Origin of the sequence: Janthinobacterium lividum, assembly GCF_034424625.1 — a bacterium.
Taxonomy (GTDB): domain Bacteria; phylum Pseudomonadota; class Gammaproteobacteria; order Burkholderiales; family Burkholderiaceae_D; genus Janthinobacterium; species Janthinobacterium lividum.
Window position 1 is genome coordinate 4,326,017 of record NZ_CP139976.1, and the last position, 19,157, is coordinate 4,345,173.

A 19,157-nucleotide genomic window follows, 5' to 3' on the forward strand; every position below is an offset into this window, starting at 1 on the left:
CATGCTGGCATCCTTTATTGTGGGCTGAGCAGTTTCAAGCCCAGGATGCCCGACACGATCAGGGCGATGCAGGCGATGCGCGCGGCGCTGGCCGGCTCGCCCAGCACCATGATGCCGAAGATGGCCGTGCCGACGGTGCCGATGCCCGTCCAGATGGCGTAGGCCGTGCCCAGCGGCAAGGTGCGCAAGGCCAGGCCCAGCATCACTACGCTGCCCAGCATGGAAATGGCGGTCAATACGGATGGCACGAGGCGGGTAAAGCCGGCGCTGTATTTGAGGCCGATGGCCCAGCCAATTTCCAGCAAGCCCGCCAATACCAGAATGATCCACGCCATACTTTCTCCCGAGGCGGCAGGGTCGTCCCCGCCATATAGCCCCGTCATCGAGCAGGGTCGTCCCCACTGGAGCAAAGGGAAAAGTATACCATTGGGTGAAAACTCTTGCCGCCAGCACATTTTTTCTAGTACGGTCGCTCCAATCGAAAGTTGCCAAAAAACATGCTGATGGCAGCATAATTGCTGCATCCATTCACTTTCGGGAACAATGATGCTACTTCTGGCCCAAATCCTTACCGCCCTCATCCTGCTGCTGCACGTCTACATCGTGCTGCTGGAAACCGTGCTGTTCGATGCGCGCGGACGCAAGGTGTTTGGCCTGTCCAAGGAAAAGGCAGAGATCGTGCGTCCCGCCATGTCGAACCAGGGTTGCTACAACGGTTTTCTCGTCGCCGCCCTGGCGCTGGGCTTTTTTCACCCGGACGCGGCCATCGCCTATGCGTTCACCGTGTTCGGCCTGGCGTGCATCGCCGTGGCCGGCGTGTGGGGCGCAGCGACCGTCATGACGCGCATCCTCTACCTGCAAACCGTGCCTGCCGTCATCGCCTTGCTGCTGTTCCACTTCGCCTGATACCTGCCAGGGCGGCCAGCCGGCCGCCCTGGCCCGCTCAGCACTGCCTGCGCATACCCCAAATGGGTGATGTTTCCAAAAAACATGCCCGATACAATTCCTTGTAGCAAAAATACCACCAGACACATGGTGGCAAGTCACAGTCCACAGGGGAAATCATGCAAGCACATCCAACCACCTTTGCCGTCACATTGCTCGGCTGCCTCATGCTGTCCGCCTGCGGTGGCGGCGGCAGCGACGGCAGCGGCTCCGGCAGCGGTTCCACCAGCGCCGGCGGCACCAGCGGCACCTCGGCAAACTGCCAGTACAGCAACCTGATCAGCGATACGGAACGCAAGCAGGCCAGCGCCTGCGGCGTCCAGGTATCGGGCAACTACGCCCAGGCGGACTCGGGATACGACAGCGTGGTCGCCGCCTGCAAACAGGGGCAAAAAACCGTTGCCGATACCTATTACAGCGGCACGTACCAGAAAATGGTCGACTACGCGCGCTCCGTGAGCAAGGAGCTCGGCTGCGGGCAAAACAATGGCCCAACCTTGCCCAACAACACGACGGCAAGCAACTACAATTTCTGTGTCAAGAGCACCACCGTCAGTGGTAAGCTCAGCTATGAAGGCGCTTGCTACGGTCCCGTCAAATCGGGCGAAGGCGGCTGCGGCAGCGGCTATAACTATGTCAGCCAGTATGCCAGCCTCAGCACGTGCACATCCGGCGGCAAAAGCTGGCTGGAATCGCGCTAGGGAAGCCGGGCGGCCGTAGCAAGGGCCGCCCCCAGATGTGTCTTGTCCACCGCTTGCCGCCATGAGGATCGCCAATGACGCCATCGCTCGCCGTCGCCAGCCAGGCACTGACTGCCCTGATCTACGAAGCGGCCACGCGGCATGGCGCCTGGTCGCAATTCCTCGCCGCCTTTGCGCGACAACTGAAATCGCACGCCGGTTTGATCTGGGCCAATGATTTCAGCAACCGCTCGGTCGACGTCCAGCTGCCCGGCAGCGGCCTGTCCGCCACGTATGGCTTCGAGTCGGATGCCATGGCCAGCTTTGCCAGCTATTACGGCGCGCGCAATGTCTGGCTGGAAGACGCCACCCTGCACCGCGAGGGTGCCGTCGTCACCGGCTCCATGCTGTTTCCCGACCATTGCCTGAAGAAAACCGAATACTGGAACGACTGGCTGCGCCCGCAAGACATCTTTTATACGGCGGCGGCCATCGTCGAACTGCGCGCCGAGCGCTCCACCAATGTCACCGTGGTGCGCCGCGAACAGGCGGGCGCCTATGACGCGGGCGAACTGGCGCTGGTCCGCAGCCTGATGCCGCATTTGCAAACGGCCTTTGCCCTGCAGCGCAAGCTGCGCCGGCTGGAAGTGCTGTCCCAGAGTTCCACGCAGGTGCTGGAATTGCTGCCGTTTGGCGTGCTGCTGCTCGATGCCACGTCGCAACTGCTGTACGCCAACGAGCGAGCACTGGCCATGACGGCGTCGACGCGGCTGCTGCAGCTGCGCGAAGGCGCACCCCTGTATTGCCCGCGCGAAGCGGACAACGGCGCGCTGCGGCGCATGCTGCACGAGGCGGCCCAAACGGGCACGACGGCGGCAGGCGGTCCCGGCGGCGTGCTCAACCTGAATGGATTGACGGGCGAACAGCTGCGCCTGCGCGTCACGCCCCTGCCTTCCTGGCACAGTCCGTTCGGCTCGGCCAGCGCCATCGCCGTTTTCCTCAGCGATAGCAGCGACCTGATCACCTCCCTGGCCGCCACCCTGCGCAATTTCTATGGCATGACGGTGGCCGAGGCGCGCCTGACGGAAGCGCTCGTCAACGGCTATTCCTTGCAGGAATACGCCGAACGCCAGCGCATTTCCATCCACACGGCGCGCACGCAGATCAAGAGCGCCACCGCCAAGGCCGGCGCCCAGCGCCAGGTGGATCTGGTGCGCATCGTGCTGACGGGCCCGGCCGTGCTGCAGCGCAATCCCCTACCCGCCTGAATCCGTTCAAAAACGCGCGCCGCCAGCACGCTTTTCATTTATATCGTAAGATAGATATATCGTAAAACAGCGATATTAGAATTGAACAACTACGATATATACATCGCTTAAAAGCGAATTGTATGTTCAGGAGAAACAATATGGATATCGACGCCATCCACAAGGCGCTGGCCAATCCGGTGCGCCGGCAGATTTTGCAATGGCTGAAAGAACCGCAGCTGTATTTCCAGGAGCAGGATCACCCGCTGCACCTGGGCGTATGCGCCGGCCTGATCGACCGCCGCCTGAACCTGTCGCAATCGACGGTCTCGGCGCACCTGGCCAGCTTGCAGAAGGCAGGCCTGATTTCGGCCACCAAGGTGGGCCAATGGAGTTTCTTCAGCCGCAATGAAACCACCATCGAAGCCTTCCTCGAACACATGCAGCAAGGTTTGTAAGCACATAGTTCATCTTGACAACCCCGTCTCAACGCCGCCCGAGCGGCCCCAACAAGGAAATGACAATCATGGCAACTTTATTCGACCCCATCACCATTGGCAGTTTGCAACTGAAAAACCGCATCATCATGGCGCCGCTGACGCGTTCGCGCGCCGGCAACCCGGGCCGCGTGCCCAACGCCCTGATGACCGAGTACTACACGCAGCGCGCTTCGGCCGGCATGATCATCTCGGAAGCGACGGCAGTCACGCCCCAAGGCGTGGGCTATGCCGACACGCCGGGCATCTGGTCCGAAGAACAGGTGGAAGGCTGGAAACACATCACCCAGGCCGTGCATGACGCAGGCGGCTTGATCGTATTACAACTGTGGCATGTGGGCCGCATTTCCGCCCCCGTCTTCCTCGATGGCGACTTGCCCGTGGCGCCCAGCGCCGTCAAGCCGGCCGGCCACGTCAGCCTGCTGCGCCCGAAACAGGAATTCGTCACGCCACGCGCGCTGGACACGGAAGAGATCCCCGGCATCGTGGCAGCCTACCGCCTGGGCGCCGAGAATGCGAAAAAAGCCGGTTTCGACGGCGTGGAAATCCATGGCGCCAATGGTTATTTGCTCGACCAGTTCCTGCAAGACAGCACCAACTTGCGTACCGACAACTATGGCGGCTCGGTTAAAAACCGCGCCCGTTTGATGCTGGAAGTGACGGACGCGTGCATCGACGTGTGGGGCGCCGACCGGGTCGGCATGCATCTGGCACCGCGCCGCGATGCGCACGACATGGGCGATTCCGAACCGCGCGCCACTTTCGGCTATGTGGCACGCGAGCTGGGCAAGCGCGGCATCGCCTTCATCTGCGCCCGCGAAGCGCTGGGTGACGACCGCCTGGGCCCGTACCTGAAGCAGGAATTTGGCGGCGTGTACATTGCCAATGAGAAAATGGACAAAGCGGCGGCCGAAGCCCTGCTGGCCAACGGTGAAGCCGATGCCGTGGCCTTTGGCCTGTGGTTCATCGCCAACCCCGACCTGCCCATCCGCCTGCACAGCGACGCGCCATTGAATCCCCTGAACCCGGATACCCTGTACGCAGCGGCCGCTGCCGGTTACACGGACTACCCGGCACTGGCGGTACAAGCCTGAACGGCTCCCTGAGACTCCCTGAGAATACCCTGAGAGCTCCCTGAGCGGCACTACGCTGCTCATCCCCCACTGGCTGCGGACGCAACGATACCAACGCAACTCACTGCGTGACGATCGCGGCGCCCGCCGTTTTCGCCGCTTTTTTTAATGACACCGCCGCTCCCCATCGTCAGCGCCATCGGCGCCGTGCCGGCCGGGCCGGACGACGCGCCTGCACGCTGCTGAAGACCCGGCGTATCACCTCGACCGGTACCGCGTGTTCGCGCAAATAGGCTGTCGCCACCGTCCGTCCCAGGGTGTGATGAAAAGCGACGCCCCGCTCGACGAGCTCGGCCATCACTTTGTCCGTTCGCACATGCTCCCCATTTACATCATCGATGTTGTTTTTCATGCCATGGCTCCATGTCGGGTGGATCAACGCTGCGTCAAGTTTTGACCACATTGTGCGCATTTAGTGCCCGACACAGTGGCCAAGCATCGTTAAAATAGCGGCAGCAACCGCCTCGACACCGCATGAATAGCGGCCTCGGCTGCTTGTCGCCATCGCCAGCCCCGTATAGAATGCCTGCGCAGAATTTTTGCTTCAAGGAAAATGGCCACCAGCGCCATCCCATTAAGAACAGTGTCACTGAAGGGTATCAATGGACGATTTATTTGTAAAAGCGGGCGACTTGCCGACCTGGCACCAGCGCTGCGCGCTGCGCGTGCTGCACCTGTTTGGCTGGCGCATGCGCTTCCGTCCCCTGCCGGGACCGCGCGGCATCGCCGTCGTCTACCCGCACACGTCCAACTGGGATTTCATGGTGGGCCTGTTCGGCAAATGGGCGCTGTCCCTGCCGTTCCGCTGGCTGGCCAAGGATTCCCTGTTCCGCGGCCCGATGGGCAAGGTGCTGCGCTACCTCGGCGGCGAACCCGTCGACCGCAGTACCACCAGCGGCACGATCCAGCGCCAGGCCGAGCGCATGCTAGCCGCCGACTGGTACTGGCTGGCCATCACGCCGGAAGCGACGCGCAGCTACCGCCCGAACTGGAAGAGCGGCTTTTATCACCTGGCCCTGGCCGCCAAGGTGCCGCTGTTGCTGGTGTATATCGACTACCCGAACAAGGTGCTGGGCGTCGTCGACCATATCTATCTGACGGGCGACAAGGACGCCGACATGGCCGCCATCGCCGCCGTGTATGCGGGCCACCAGGGCTTGCATCCTGAAAAGGCGGCGCCCATCGTGCTGTCGGAACGTCGCCCCGGCGCTTAATTCATTCCCATCAGCACCACGCCGGCAGCCGTCAAGGCCACGCCGGCCACACGCAGCATGCGCTCGGCCAGTACCTGGCCGATGAAACGTCCCGCCCCCAGCAAGGTGGCCGAAGCCAGCAGGAAGCCGCACGCGGCCGAGGCGGCAGGCAATTCCTGGCCATGCGCATTGCCATGCGCCAGCGCAAACAGGCCCACCAATCCCATGCCCAGCCAGTTCGGCAAGGCCAGCGCCAGCGCGATGGCCAGTCCCACCAGCGCCACCGTGGCGGCGATACCTGTTTCCAGCCCGGGTACCGCCACGCCCGCCATGCCGGCCAGCGCACCGAGCAGCATCATGCCGAGGAAAGTGGCGGGCTGGGCCAGGCCGCGGCGCTGCTGGCCGCCCCAGATGCCCACGCCCAGCATGGCCAGCAAATGGTCGATGCCCGTGAACGGATGGGCGAAACCGGCCAGGAAACCGGCGCTCTCGCCATGGCCGGGGTGGGCCATGGCGGGCAAGGCCAGCAGGCACAGCGCCGCCACGGCGGCCGTATTCTTCATCAGTCTTGCGCTCATTGCAGCTCCTTGCCTGGTTGATCGAGCAAACCTTGCTCACGGATAAAGTCGATAACGATCTGCACGCCGTCGCCGCTGCGCAGGTTGGTGAACACGAAGGGGCGCTCGCCGCGCATGCGTTTGGCATCCTGCGCCATGATGTCCAGATTGGCCCCCACATACGGCGCCAGGTCCGTCTTGTTAATAATGAGCAAATCGGAACGCGTGATGCCGGGCCCGCCCTTGCGCGGAATTTTTTCGCCGCCGGCCACGTCGATCACATAAATGGTGAGGTCCGACAATTCCGGGCTGAAGGTGGCGGCCAGATTGTCCCCGCCCGATTCGACCAGGATCAAATCGAGATTCGGAAAATCTGCCTGCATGCGCGCGATCGCTTCCAGGTTGATGGACGCGTCTTCGCGGATGGCCGTGTGCGGGCAGCCGCCCGTCTCCACGCCCATCAGGCGCTCGGCCGGCAAGGCATCCGCGCGCAGCAGGATTTCCATGTCTTCCTTGGTGTAGATGTCATTCGTGATGACGGCCATGTCGTAGCGCTCGCGCATGCCCTTGCACAGCATTTCGCACAGGGCCGTCTTGCCCGATCCGACGGGGCCGCCGATACCCACGCGCAGGGGATTGGAGGTGATCGATGTCATTTTTTGCTCTCTCATAAAATTTTCAGGAACGGTACAGCCGGCTGTACTGCACTTCGTGCCGCATCGACAGCAGCGACAGGCCGGGCGCCCAGTTGCCCATCTCGTCGTCTGCTAACGTCTGCGCCGTGAGGGCCGCCGCTTCCAGCTCGGGCCGCAGCGACAGCAATAGCCGCTGGCCCGCCACCTGCCCCAGCGGCACGGATTTCACGCAGACGAGCACCTGGTTTTCCGCCCACGCAAACAGCATGGCCAGCAGCGCCTCTTCGCGCGGAATCGCCAGCGCCGCCACGGCGCAGGCATAGGCCGTGGGCAAGGCCACCTCCGGCTGACCCTGCAGCATGTCAATCAGCACGCCGTCGGCCACGCCCAGCTCGGCCAGCAACTTGGTCAGCGAATAGCCCATCTGGATGGTCTCGGCGCGAAATTCCGCCGTGTCGCGCGAAGCGATGAAACGCTCGCTCCAGCGCTGCACGGCGCACAAATCCTGCGCTTCGAACGCTTGCATCAAGCGCCAGCACAGCGGGGCTTCCCAACGCGCCACCACGTGCGTCAGATGCTGGGCGATCCACTCGCGCGCCGTGGCCGCATCCACTACCAGGCCGGATTCGAGCGCCGCCTCCAGCCCCTGCGAATAGCTGTAGGCGCCGATCGGCAAGGCCGGGCTGGCGAACTGCAGCAAATGCAGCAGGGCGGACGCCTGCATCATGCAATGTCACCAGGGCGGTGGATTTTCTGCCGCAGCGGCACGGGCGCCAACAAGTGCTGGCCGTGGCCGTCGTGGTGGCCATGGCCGCCGCCATACGCGCCCGCTTCCGGCTCGAACGGCGCGCTCTCTTCCGTCACGCTCGCCTGCAAGCCTTCCAGCATCTCCTTCAGCACGACATCCTTGCGGATGCGCAAAAAGCCGTCGCCCACCTGCGCCTGCGTGTGGCGGTTCCCCAAGTGAAAAGCGCAGCGCAGCAGGGTATGCGCATCCGCGCAGCGCACCAGGTAGGTTGGCTCGCGCGCGGCGACGATCTGCACCACCTGGCCATCCGGCCCCGTCATGCGCTCGCCGTCGCGCAGCACCGTGCCGCGCACGGTAAACACGGCCACGTCGTCGCCAGTCGACAGCACGGCGCGCAGCCGGCATTTTTCGCGCTGATCGTAGGGCAGCACCAGTTGCGCAAACGGCGCGCGTTCATCGCCAGGTGCCAGCTTGGTATGCAATGTGAGCATGATTGTCTCCTGCTTAAAATAGAAAATAGCGCTGCGCCATCGGCAGCACGGCGGCCGCCTCGCACACGAGCAGCTGGCCGTCGGCGCGCACGGCGTAGGTTTCCGGGTCCACTTCCATGTGCGGCGTGGCGCTGTTGTGGATCATGTCGTGCTTGCGCAAGCCGCGCATGTTCTTCACGGCGATGACGGATTTATTCAGTTTCAGCTGGCGGCCGATATCGAGGTCGTAGGCCGCCTGCGAGACAAAGGTAAACGACTTTTTCAGGCCGCCGCCGAAGGCGCCGAACATCATGCGATAGTGCACGGGCTGCGGCGTGGGGATCGAAGCGTTCGGGTCGCCCATCTGCGCGGCCGCGATCATGCCGCCTTTTAGAATCATCGACGGCTTGACGCCGAAGAAGGCCGGCTTCCACAGCACGATGTCGGCGATCTTGCCCGCCTCGATGGACCCCACCACATGCGAGATCCCATGCGTGATGGCCGGGTTGATCGTGTACTTGGCGATGTAGCGCTTGGCGCGGAAATTGTCGCTGCGCGCCGTATCGGGCGCCAGCGGCCCCCGCTGCACCTTCATCTTGTGCGCCGTCTGCCAGGTGCGCATGATCACTTCGCCGACTCGCCCCATGGCTTGCGAGTCGGACGACATCATCGAGATGGCACCGATGTCGTGCAGGATGTCTTCCGCGGCGATGGTTTCGCGGCGGATGCGCGACTCGGCAAAGGCCACGTCTTCGGCAATGGCCGGGTCCAGGTGGTGGCACACCATCAGCATGTCCAGGTGCTCGTCGAGCGTGTTGACGGTGAAGGGCCGCGTGGGATTGGTCGACGAAGGCAGCACGTTGGCCTGCCCCACGGCGGCGATGATGTCGGGCGCATGGCCGCCGCCCGCGCCTTCCGTGTGGAAGGTGTGGATGGTGCGGTCCTTGAAGGCGGCCAAGGTGTGTTCGAGAAAACCGCCTTCGTTGAGGGTGTCGCTGTGCAGCGCCACCTGGATATCCATGCGGTCCGCGACGGACAGGCAGTTGTCGATGGCGGCCGGCGTGCTGCCCCAGTCTTCGTGCAGTTTCAAGCCGATGGCGCCCGCGCGCACCTGCTCTTCCAGCGGCAGCGGCAGGCTGACGTTACCTTTACCCATGAAGCCCAGGTTCATCGGGAAGGCGTCGGCCGCCGCCAGCATGGCGTGCAAGTGCCACGGCCCCGGCGTGCAGGTGGTGGCGGCCGTGCCCACGGCCGGTCCCGTGCCGCCGCCCAGCATGGTGGTCACGCCGCTCATCAGCGCTTCCTCGATCTGCTGCGGGCAGATGAAGTGGATGTGCGTGTCGACACCGCCGGCCGTGACGATCATGCCTTCGCCGGCGATGATCTCGGTGGCGCCGCCAATAGCCAGGGTCACGCCGGGCTGGATGTCCGGATTGCCCGCCTTGCCGATGCCAAAGATCAGCCCGTTTTTCAAGCCGATATCCGCCTTCACGATGCCCCAGTGGTCGAGGATGACGGCATTCGTGATGACGGTATCCATCACCTCGGCCGCGCAGCGCTGCGACTGGCCCATGCCGTCGCGGATCACCTTGCCGCCGCCGAATTTCACCTCTTCGCCGTAGATCGCGTAGTCATGCTCGACCTCGATGAACAATTCCGTGTCGGCCAGGCGGATGCGGTCCCCTTTGGTGGGGCCGAACATTTCGGCATACGCGCTGCGGGGAATGCTGGCCATCTCAATCCTTTCCCGGTGGAGTGTCTTGCAGTTCGCCCATCACTGCGCCATTGAAGCCGTAGACCTTGCGCTCGCCCGCCAGCGCCACCAGTTCCACCGTGCGCTGCTGGCCCGGCTCGAAGCGCACGGCCGTGCCGGCCGTGATATTGAGGCGCATGCCGTAGGCGCGCCAGCGCTCGAAGGACAGCGCAGGGTTGACTTCGAAAAAGTGGAAATGCGAGCCCACCTGGATCGGCCGGTCGCCCCGGTTGGCCACTACCACGGTGGCCGTGGCGCGTCCGACATTCAAGCTGATTTCGCCTTCTTCCAATTTGTATTCGCCTGGGATCATGACCGGCTCCTGTAATGTCGCTTGGTTGGTTAAGGTATCGGGTGGTGCACGGTGACCAGCTTGCTGCCGTCGGGGAAGGTCGCCTCCACCTGGATATCGGGGATCATCTCGGCGATGCCGTCCATGACGTCGGCACGCGAAAGTATCTTCGTGCCGTCCGACATCAGCTGCGCCACCGACTTGCCATCGCGCGCCCCTTCCATGATGGCCGCGCTGATCAGGGCCACCGCTTCCGGATAATTCAACTTCAAGCCGCGCGCCAGGCGCCGTTCGGCCAGCAGCGCGGCCGTAAAAATGAGCAGCTTGTCTTTTTCGCGGGGAGTCAGGTCCATGTTTTTCCTTGCGCTTCTTTCCTGATTAAGTGTTCCAGATGCGGGGCACGACGGCGTCGCGCCCCAGCATGGCGGGACGCAGCAGCTGCCAGGCGGCCAGCATGATGCGGCGCGCCGCCTCGCTGTCGCCGCACAGCAGGCGCACCGCCACCAGCGATTTCATGTGCGTGGCGCCAAACGCGGCGCCGTCCGGCACGGCGATCTCGCGCACGGCCGCCAGCACGGCGGGAGAAACTGGCGTGCCGATGGCGATCAGGGTGGCACACACGGTGTGGCCTCCCAGGCCCAGCGGGCTGGCCATCAGCGCGCCGCCGGCGGCCAGCACGCCCTGCTCCCACCACAGCAGCGTGCCGCCGCGGCGGATCCGCACCTGCTGGCTGATGCTGCCCGTGTTGAACATTTCGCCCGAGGCGCTGCGGCCCAGGCAGACGATGTCGCAGCCGATGTAGCTGGCGTCGGCCGCCAGTTCCACTTCCTGGCGCAGGCGCACGCAAGCCTGGTCGAAGAAAATGCTCTCCTGCGGCAGCCACTCGATGGCCGCGCCGCTGGTGGCGCGCAGCATGATGTGCTGGCCCGAGACATGGCCGTTGGCGCGGTACCACTTGGCGGCGCCCGGGGACGTGAGCAAGGCGTGCGCGCCCTCGCCCACCGTGGCGTCGACGGCCAGCTGGTCGCCGCCCACCACGCCGCCGGGCGGATGGATGATGATGGCGTGGCAGACGCGATCGCCTTCCGGATACAGGGGCTTTTGCACGCGCAGGGGGCCGCTGTGCGTACGCTCGACGAGGCGGCTGACGCCATCGTGCAGCGCAAAGCCCAGGCGCAAGTGCGCCTGCCAGGCGCCGTGTGCGCTGGCCTGCAAAAGCATGGCTGGAGGGGTACTGTCTGGCATGCGGGGCAATCGCGTAAATAAGCGATTACCTAAGCAGGATATGTGCCAGCGTCAGGGGAAATAAAAGTGAGAATCGTGCACCGCGCTGCAGCGAACGCACCGGCATGGTGCATCGGCCGCACCGCGGCGCTTAGGCCGCCGCCACGGCCAGGGTGCGCCGTTCGCGCAGCAAGGCCGTGAAGGCTTCCGCGGCCAGGGGGCGGCTGAAGTAATAGCCCTGCATTTCGTCGCAGCCGTGTTCCGTCAGGAAGTCGACCTGTGCGCGCGTTTCCACGCCTTCGGCGATGACGCGCATGTCCAGGTTGTGCGCCAGCGAGATGACGGAACGGGCGATGGCCGCGTCGCTGCTGCTGGTGGTGACATCGTCAACGAACGATTTGTCGATCTTCAGCACGTCGATGGGAAAGCGCTTCAGGTAGCCCAGGCTGGAATAGCCGGTGCCGAAGTCGTCGAGCGAAATGCCCACGCCGATATCCTTCAGGCGCGTGAGGGCCGCCACGGCCTTGTCCGGATCGCCCATCACCGTGCTTTCCGTGATCTCGATGCCCAGGCAGGCGGGCGCGATGGCGTATTTGCGCAAGGCTGCCTCGACGAACGGCACCGTGCGGTCTTGCGCGAACTGCTTGCCGGACAGGTTGACGGCCACCTTGATGCTGCCCAGGCCCGCGTCGTGCCAGGCGCGGATCTGCGCGCACACGCTTTCGAGCACCCATTCGCCGATGGCCGTGATCGAGCCGTATTCCTCTGCCAGCGCGATGAACAGGCCGGGCGGCACCTTGCCCAGCACCGGATTATCCCAGCGCAGCAAGGCTTCCGCGCCCAGCAAGGCGCCCGTGCGCAAACACATCTGCGGCTGGTAGTGCACTTCGAATTCATCGCGGCCGATGGCGCCGCGCAGCTGCTGCTGCATCGCCAGGCGGGCGCGGATATCGCTGCCCATGCGCTCCGTGAAGAAGGCGTAATGGTCGCGTCCCATTTCCTTGGCGCGCACCAGGGCCGTATCGGCGTGGCGCAGCACGTCGTCGAGGCTGTCGCCGTCGGCCGGGCACATGGCGATGCCGATGCTGGTGGTCAGCGCCAGGCGCTCGCCATCGACGCTGAGTTCTTCGCGCAAGCCGGCCAGGATGGTTTGCGCCAGCCCCAGGGTGCGCCCCAGCAGGGCATCGTCCTGCAGCAGGATCTGGAATTCGTCGCCGCCCTGGCGCACCACCGTGTCGCCCTCGCGCACGCAGCCGGACAGGAAACGCGCCACCACTTGCAGCGCCTTGTCGCCCACGGCCTGGCCGTGCGAATCGTTGATATTCTTGAAGCGGTCCAGGTCCAGGCACATCAGCACCACTTGCTGGTTGTCGCGCAGGGCGTTCGCGCGCGCCTGTTCGAAGCGCTCGCGCAGCAGCACGCGGTTCGGCAAGCCCGTCAGCGCGTCGTGGTAGGAAAGGAAATCGATCAGATGCTGCTCGGCCTTGCGCTCGCTGATGTCGAGGAAGACGCCGATGTAGTTGACGACGGCGCCATCGGGCCCGTGCACGGTGGAGGCGCTGAGCAGGCAGGGATAGGTGTCGCCGCTCTTGCGCCGCGTCTGCACCTCGCCCGACCAGCAGCCGCTGCTGCGCAAGCCCTGGCGCAGGGCCAGCAGCACCGCTTCGCCCGTGTGTTCGGCGTGCAGGCGCAGGATGTCCGTGCCCACCACTTCCTGCGCCGCGTAGCCGGTGATGCGCGTAAAGGCGGGATTGGCCGTGACAATGACGCCGGCAGGATCCGTGATCAGGATGGCGTCCTGGGTCGCTTCAAAGACCTGGCCCGACAGGCGCAGCAATTCTTCATTGGCGCGGCGGATCTGCACTTCGCGCGCCAGGGTGCTGGCCACCTGCTCCAGTTCGGCCGTGCGTTCGGCCACGCGCCGTTCCAGGTTGGCGCGCTCCTGCGCCAGCTGCAGCTGCGCCCGCGCCAGGCGCACGTGGGCATCGGTGCGGGCCAGGATTTCCTCGGCCTGGAAGGGTTTGGCGATGAAATCGACGGCGCCCAGCGCGAAGCCGCGCACCTTGTCGTCCGTATCGTACTGGGCCGACAGGAAGATCACCGGCACCTGGCGCAGGGATGGTATTTCCTTCAGGCGGCGGCACACTTCAAAGCCGTCGAGGCCCGGCATGCGCACGTCGAGCAGGATCAGCTCGGGCGGGCGCGCCTGGGCCGTCCACAGGGCCAGTTCACCGTTCGGCGCCTGGCGCACCGCATAGCCGGCGCCGCCCAGCAAATCGCTCAACAGCTTCAGCGAAGCCGGCGTATCTTCAACGATCAGTACTTCGCCCTTCGAATTCACTTCCGAAAAATCGCGGTGCATGTAGCAGTTCTCTCAGCTTTGGATGAGGCGCGGCGATCCATTGCCGCGCTGGACAAGACATTTCTTTGCGATGAACTACGTACTATCATCATAATCTTTATTGCAATTTAGCACCATCCATCGGTGGCACTTAGCCCGTCTTTTCATCGAATCCGATGTTGTCAGCCCACACTTTTCAAGCGTGCGCCAGCGCGCCCTCACTCTCCAGCAAGTCGCACAGCTGGCGGTACTGATGCTGGTCGAGCATGGCTTGCAGCGGCGCCAGCACGGGCGCAGCCGCCGGCGGCAAGTCACCCAGCAGCAGCGCCACCCTGGCCAGGTTCAATTCGCGCAGCGCCACCAGCAAGGCCGCGCGCTCTTCACCTGGCAGCAACTGCAAGTCTCGCGCCCGCAGCGCCGGCGGCGCCTCGGGCACCGGCGCCGCCGGCAGCGGCACGGGCACCTGCACGGGCGCTTCCGCCGCCTGCGCGGGTATGCTGAAACGGAAGGTGGCGCCCTGCCCCGGCATCGATTCCACCGTCAATTCGCCTTTCATCAATTGCACGAATTCGCGCGAAATGGCCAGGCCCAGGCCCGTGCCATCCTTCGGTCCCGCGCTGTCGGCCTGCACGAAGGGTTCAAAAATGCGCTGCTGGTCCTCCGGGGCGATGCCGATGCCCGTGTCGCTGACGGCAAACGACAGCATCCATTGATCGCCATCGCGCCGCTCAGCGCGCACGCGCAAGGTGACTTCACCGCCGCCGGCAAATTTGACGGCGTTCGACATCAGGTTCAGCAGCACCTGGCGCAAGCGCGTCGCGTCGAGCACCACGGCCGCCGGCAGGTCCGCGCAATCGAGGCGCAGGGCCAGGCCCTGCTGCTCGGCGCGCATGCCCAACATGTCCATCACTTCCTGCAACAGGGGCGCCAGCGCAGCCACGGCCGTCTGCGCGTGAAGGCGTCCCGCCTCGCCCTTCGACAGTTCGAGGATTTCATTGATCAGGGTAAGCAGATGATTGCCGGAGCGGTGGATGATGGCCAGGTTGCGCTTTTCATCGTCCTGCATGTTGGGCGAGGCGGCCATCAGGCGCGAAAAGCCGATCACGGAATTCAAGGGCGTGCGCAGTTCATGGCTCATGTTCGCCAGGAAGGTACTCTTGGCGCGGTTCGCCGCCTGCGCCTGGCTGACGGCCACCGACAGGGCGCTCGTGCGCTCGGCCACCAGCTCTTCCAGGTGATGGCGGTGGCGCAGCAGTTCCAGTTCGGCCTCGCGGTGCGCCGTGATGTCGTAGTTCGAGCCCACCAGGCGCATGGGCTGGCCCTGCCCGTCGCGGAAGATCACGGCATCGGCCTTGATGTAGCGGATGGCGCCATCGGGCCACAGGATGCGGTACTCGTGCGTGAACGCCTGGCCGGCTCCCAGCGCGGCGCGCAGGGCTTCCTTGGCGGCAGGCACGTCGTCGGGCATCAGCGCCGCGCGCCAGATCGCCGCGGGTGCCATCCTGCTGTCCGCATCGGCCTTGAACTGCGCGTACATCTGCTCATCCCACTGCAAGGCATCGTTGATGACGTTCCAGTCCCAGATGCCGATGCTGGCCGCGCCGGTGGCCATCTGCACGCGCTCCTCGCTGCGCTGCAGGGCGCGGTAGCGGCTGTCGAGCAGTGCCACCATGTCGCGGATGGAGCGGTACAGCGTGCGCAGTTCGCCCAGGAACCAGGCTTTCGGCGGCGTGCCGAATGCTTCGCCCTGCCCCGCCTTGATGCCGGCCGCATACTGGCCGATCGCCTTCAGGGGCTTGAGCATCAGGCACCACATGAGCAGCCAGACGCTGGCCACCAGGATCACGTCGAGCGCCACGATCATGGCGCCGATGCCCAGCGCGCGCTGCTGCAGCTGCGCGTGCAGCAGCGCCGGCGTCGCATACACGGCCACGCTGCCGATGACCTGTCCGCCCATCGTCACGGGGCGCCGCTGCACCAGCCAGTCGGGCTCCGCGGACAACGAGGAAAAGCTGTCGATGGCGCCGCTCGCAGTGCGGCGCAAGACCAGCGCCTCCTTGCCGATGCCCGGCGTCAGGGAACTGGCCACCAGGTCGCGCTTGCCCAGCATGCTGCGCATGATGGCCTGCATCTGCTTTTCATCGAGATTCCACAATGGCAATTCGATGGCCACGGCCAGCTGGTCCGCGCTCACGGCCAGGCTGCGATGCAGCTGCTGCCAGCGCTGCTCGCGTTCGGACTGGTAAAACAGCACGGCAAACACCAGCAGCAGCGCGGTGACGACAAAGGTCAGCGCCACGCTGACGGCCAGCACGATGGACACGCCGCCCAGGCGCGCGTCTTTGGGCAAGTGAAAAGTCATGCGTCCTCGCCCTGCGGCTCGCTCGCCAGCTGCGCCAGCAAGGCGCACAGCGGCTGGTACTGATGCTGTTCCAGCATGGCGGCGATATGCGCGGCCAACTGCGGCAGGCTGGTCGCCACGCCGGCCAGCACGATGGCGCTGCGGCGCAGATCGAGGGCTTGCACGGATTCGAGCAGCGCCTGCCGCTCGGCAGCGCCCAGCTGGCCCAGCGCCTGCTGCAAGTCAAAGACAGCCACCGGCACGCGCGGCGGCGCGGCGGCAGTACGCTGGAAGCGCACGCCCAGCTGCTGCTCCAGCATGGCGAACAGGTGTTCCTGCTCGATCGGCTTGCGCAGGAAACCGTCGGCGCCGGCCGCCAACGCCTCCTGCTTTTCTTCCTCGAAGGCGGAGGCGGTCATGATCACCAGGCGCGGCTGTACCAGCGCCGGCTGCGCGCGCAGCCAGCGCGTCAGCGCCAGGCCATCCATGTCCGGCATGCGCCAGTCGCTGAGCACGATGTCGTAGCGCTGCGCCGCCAGCATGGCTTGCGCCTGCACGCCGCCCGCCGCCTCCTGCAGCTGGAAGCCCAGCGGCGCCAGCAAGCCGGCCAGCAGCTTGCGGCAGTTATCGTCATCGTCGACCAGCAGCACCATGCGCCCGCGCTGGGACGGCGGCAGGCGCGCCACGCGACCCGGCGCCAGCGACGCGATGGCCGGCTGCTGCAGCACCGGCGCGCGCAGCTCGAAACTGAAGCGGGACCCGGCCCCCAGGGTCGATTCGACGCGCAGCTCGCCGCCCATCAGACGCACGAATTCGCGCGAAATGGTCAGCCCCAGTCCCGTGCCAGCCTGCGCCACGGCGCTGTCGGCCTGCACGAACGGTTCAAAGATGCGCTCCAGATCCTCTTCCGCAATGCCGCTGCCCGTATCGCGCACGGCAAACGCCAGCGCCACCTGTCCATCGCCGTCCGCCTGGCAGGCCAGCGACAGGGTCACGCTTCCCTGCTCGATGAACTTGAGCGCGTTCGACAGCAAATTCAACAGCACCTGGCGCAGCTTGGCGCCATCGAGACGCACCAGCGGCGGCACGCCGGCACGTTCGAGCCGCAGCGCGATGCCCTGGTCGCCGGAGCGCATGCGCACCATCTCGAGTACCTCGTCGAGCAAGCCATTCAAGTCCACGGGCCCCGCTTGCAGCTGCATGCGGCCCGCCTCGATCTTCGACAATTCCAGGATATCGTTGATCAAGGTCAGCAAATGATGGCCGGCGCGGTTGATGATGGCCAGGTTATGCTTTTCTTCCTCGAACATGCTGCTCGAATCGGCCATCATCTGCGAAAAGCCGATCACGGAATTCAAGGGCGTGCGCAATTCGTGGCTCATGTTGGCCAGGAAGACGCTTTTCGCGCGGTTCGCCGATTCGGCCTCCGTGACGGCCACCGACAGGGCCGCCGTGCGCTGCTGCACCAATTCTTCCAGATGGTCGCGGTAGCCGAGCAGCTCCTGCTCGCTTTGCTTGCGCTCGGAAATGTCGACGATGCCGCTGCGCACCAGGCGCCGCCCTTCCATAGGCAAGCGCACCAGCCGCACTTCGCATGGAAAGATGCTGCCGTCGGCACGCCGCACATTGCGCTCAACCAGGATGGGTTCACCGAGCATGGCGCGGCGCAGATGCTCTTCCATCATCAGTCCCAGCGGCAGGCCATCGGGCTGCTCGCCGGTATACAGGTCGAACGGCCCACGCGCCAGCAGCGCTTCGCGCGACATCCCCAGCATGCGCTGCGCGCTGCTGTTGGCATCGATGAAGCGGTCCAGGTCCAGGTCATACACGACGATGGCTTCGGGCGCATGCTCGACGAGGATGCGGAAGCGCTGCTCGCTTTCGCGCGCATCGCTCTCGGCGCGGCGCAGGCGGCGGCGCTGCAGCAGCAAGGCGCTCAGCATGCACGCCATGGCAAGAAACACGGCGCCGGCCGACAGCACGGCGACGCGGTGTTCGTGCCACAGCTGTGGCGGGCGGTTGAAGAACAGGGTATGCGGCGGCAGCCGGCTGAAGTCCGCATCCCAGCGCTGCAGCTGTTCCCAGTCATACATGGGCACCGGGCGGACCGGCGGCAGCAAGGCGCCCGGCGCGGCAGGCGCCTTGCCGGCCAACACGGCCAGCGACATCTGCGCCACCTGCTGCGCGGCCCCTTCGATATGCAGGATGGAGCCGCCGAGGATCCCCTTGCCCACGTTCGTGTTGTACATGCCGAACGCGGGCACGTTCGCCAGCCGCGCCAGTTCCCCTGCAAACTGCACGGGCGTGGCGATGGCGCCGTCCACGTCGCGGTTGACGTTGCCCGCCACCAGCAAGGTATCGGCGGGCAGGTGCGCCACGGCCGCGCGCATCTGCTCCAGGGTCAGGTCATCGAGGTAGCGCATGGCCACCTTGCCCTGCCACGCCTGCGCCGCCTGCTGCATGTTGCGCTTCAAGGCCTGGTCGGCCTCGCTGGCGCCGACGGCCATGACGATGGTTTTGGTCTCCGGGAACAGCGCCATGGCTTGCGCCAGGGTGCCGGGGAAATCGACATTCGCCTTTTGCTGCCAGATGGATGCCGGGCTGCCGGCCGGCAAAGCCTTGCCCGAGGTGTTAATCGCCAGCACGGGTACGCCGCGCGCCAGCGGCGCCAGGTCGGACAATAAAAAATCGAGCGCCGGCTGCTGCATGGCGATGATCAGGTCGGCCTTGCGGCCCATCATCTGGGTGTATCTTAAAAGCAACAAATCACGCATCTCGTTGCGCAGCGCCGGGTCGCCCTGGGTATTCAGGTTCAGGTGCTCGACCATGATGTCTTCGCTGGCCAGGCCCGCGGCGGCCATGGCGGCCACATAGGTCCGCGTGTACGACTCCACGCCGGCGCGGCCGTAATCGTAGGCGTTGAGAAACAGCACGCGCTGGCCCTGGTGCGGCGGCGCAGCCGGCGCGGCGGCCGGGGCTGCGGCGACACAGAACGCCAGCAGCAATGCGCGGCCACAGCGACGCACCGCTGCCCTGCCCATCCCGCCGCCAGGCCGCCAGCCGCCCGGCACATCACGCATCATTCGCCATGCCCATGCTCA

Annotated in this window: 19 protein-coding genes; 6 read left to right on the top strand and 13 right to left on the bottom strand. The window is 65.1% G+C overall.

The features are described from left to right. Positions 1-14: 14 nt before the first annotated feature. Positions 15-335: a quaternary ammonium compound efflux SMR transporter SugE gene (gene sugE / locus U0004_RS19560; protein WP_034783172.1), complete on the bottom strand. Its 321-nt coding sequence runs from the start codon at positions 333-335 to the stop codon at positions 15-17. Positions 336-543: 208 nt separating this feature from the next. On the opposite strand from sugE, the gene U0004_RS19565 reads away from it, so the two are divergent. The 5 genes from U0004_RS19565 (at position 544) to U0004_RS19585 (ending at position 4,463) form a co-directional block, all read left to right on the top strand. Continuing rightward, on the top strand, positions 544-906 hold the full coding sequence (locus U0004_RS19565) for a DUF1304 domain-containing protein (protein ID WP_070258088.1): 363 nt from the start codon (positions 544-546) through the stop codon (positions 904-906). 158 nt (positions 907-1,064) lie between these two features. Continuing rightward, positions 1,065-1,646, top strand: coding sequence for a hypothetical protein (locus U0004_RS19570; RefSeq protein ID WP_099388206.1), 582 nt, complete (start codon positions 1,065-1,067; stop codon positions 1,644-1,646). A 74-nt stretch (positions 1,647-1,720) separates the two neighbouring features. Next, entirely contained in the window at positions 1,721-2,893 is a 1,173-nt protein-coding gene (locus U0004_RS19575) for a helix-turn-helix transcriptional regulator (RefSeq protein ID WP_070258084.1), read from the top strand. Between the two features lie 140 nt (positions 2,894-3,033). After that, positions 3,034-3,330, top strand: coding sequence for an ArsR/SmtB family transcription factor (locus U0004_RS19580; protein WP_070258082.1), 297 nt, complete (start codon positions 3,034-3,036; stop codon positions 3,328-3,330). A 68-nt stretch (positions 3,331-3,398) separates the two neighbouring features. After that, the gene (locus tag U0004_RS19585; protein ID WP_070258080.1) at positions 3,399-4,463 is read left to right on the top strand and encodes an alkene reductase; all 1,065 of its coding nucleotides are present in this window, start codon (positions 3,399-3,401) and stop codon (positions 4,461-4,463) included. Between the two features lie 169 nt (positions 4,464-4,632). Here the strand turns inward: U0004_RS19585 and U0004_RS19590 are convergent, their stop codons facing one another. Next, positions 4,633-4,854: a hypothetical protein gene (locus U0004_RS19590; protein ID WP_070258079.1), complete on the bottom strand. Its 222-nt coding sequence runs from the start codon at positions 4,852-4,854 to the stop codon at positions 4,633-4,635. Between the two features lie 250 nt (positions 4,855-5,104). Between U0004_RS19590 and U0004_RS19595 the strand changes: the two genes are divergently transcribed. Then, entirely contained in the window at positions 5,105-5,716 is a 612-nt protein-coding gene (locus U0004_RS19595; protein ID WP_034783164.1) for a 1-acyl-sn-glycerol-3-phosphate acyltransferase, read from the top strand. On the opposite strand, the gene U0004_RS19600 is transcribed toward U0004_RS19595, so the two are convergent. The 11 genes from U0004_RS19600 to U0004_RS19650 all read right to left on the bottom strand — a co-directional run bounded on the left by U0004_RS19600 (position 5,713) and on the right by U0004_RS19650 (position 19,139). Next, complete coding sequence (locus U0004_RS19600) at positions 5,713-6,273, bottom strand: HupE/UreJ family protein (protein WP_231958068.1); 561 nt, start codon at positions 6,271-6,273, stop codon at positions 5,713-5,715. The two genes, U0004_RS19595 and U0004_RS19600, sit on opposite strands and share 4 nt — an antisense overlap. After that, positions 6,270-6,908, bottom strand: a complete 639-nt coding sequence (gene ureG / locus U0004_RS19605) for an urease accessory protein UreG (RefSeq protein ID WP_070258073.1) — start codon at positions 6,906-6,908, stop codon at positions 6,270-6,272. The genes U0004_RS19600 and ureG overlap by 4 nt, the downstream gene beginning before the upstream one ends. Positions 6,909-6,930: 22 nt before the next feature. Beyond that, positions 6,931-7,611 (bottom strand): urease accessory protein UreF, encoded by a 681-nt coding sequence (locus tag U0004_RS19610; RefSeq protein WP_070258072.1) that lies wholly within the window; start codon positions 7,609-7,611, stop codon positions 6,931-6,933. Continuing rightward, the gene (gene ureE, locus U0004_RS19615) at positions 7,611-8,126 is read right to left on the bottom strand and encodes an urease accessory protein UreE (RefSeq protein ID WP_070258068.1); all 516 of its coding nucleotides are present in this window, start codon (positions 8,124-8,126) and stop codon (positions 7,611-7,613) included. The genes U0004_RS19610 and ureE overlap by 1 nt, the downstream gene beginning before the upstream one ends. 13 nt (positions 8,127-8,139) lie before the next feature. Beyond that, on the bottom strand, positions 8,140-9,840 hold the full coding sequence (ureC, locus tag U0004_RS19620; protein ID WP_070258067.1) for an urease subunit alpha: 1,701 nt from the start codon (positions 9,838-9,840) through the stop codon (positions 8,140-8,142). A gap of 1 nt (position 9,841) precedes the next feature. Next, positions 9,842-10,171, bottom strand: coding sequence for an urease subunit beta (locus U0004_RS19625; RefSeq protein ID WP_070258066.1), 330 nt, complete (start codon positions 10,169-10,171; stop codon positions 9,842-9,844). A 29-nt stretch (positions 10,172-10,200) separates the two neighbouring features. Next, positions 10,201-10,503, bottom strand: a complete 303-nt coding sequence (locus U0004_RS19630) for an urease subunit gamma (RefSeq protein WP_034751936.1) — start codon at positions 10,501-10,503, stop codon at positions 10,201-10,203. Positions 10,504-10,528: 25 nt separating this feature from the next. Further along, on the bottom strand, positions 10,529-11,395 hold the full coding sequence (locus U0004_RS19635) for an urease accessory protein UreD (RefSeq protein ID WP_070258065.1): 867 nt from the start codon (positions 11,393-11,395) through the stop codon (positions 10,529-10,531). 130 nt (positions 11,396-11,525) lie between these two features. Further along, complete coding sequence (locus tag U0004_RS19640) at positions 11,526-13,736, bottom strand: EAL domain-containing response regulator (protein ID WP_070258064.1); 2,211 nt, start codon at positions 13,734-13,736, stop codon at positions 11,526-11,528. A gap of 175 nt (positions 13,737-13,911) precedes the next feature. Continuing rightward, positions 13,912-16,077 (bottom strand): sensor histidine kinase, encoded by a 2,166-nt coding sequence (locus U0004_RS19645; RefSeq protein WP_070258062.1) that lies wholly within the window; start codon positions 16,075-16,077, stop codon positions 13,912-13,914. Further along, positions 16,074-19,139 carry a sensor histidine kinase gene (locus tag U0004_RS19650; RefSeq protein WP_070258060.1) on the bottom strand — a complete coding sequence of 1,022 codons (3,066 nt, stop codon included), beginning with the start codon at positions 19,137-19,139 and terminating at the stop codon, positions 16,074-16,076. Before U0004_RS19650 ends, U0004_RS19645 begins: the two co-directional genes overlap by 4 nt. Positions 19,140-19,157: the final 18 nt, after the last annotated feature.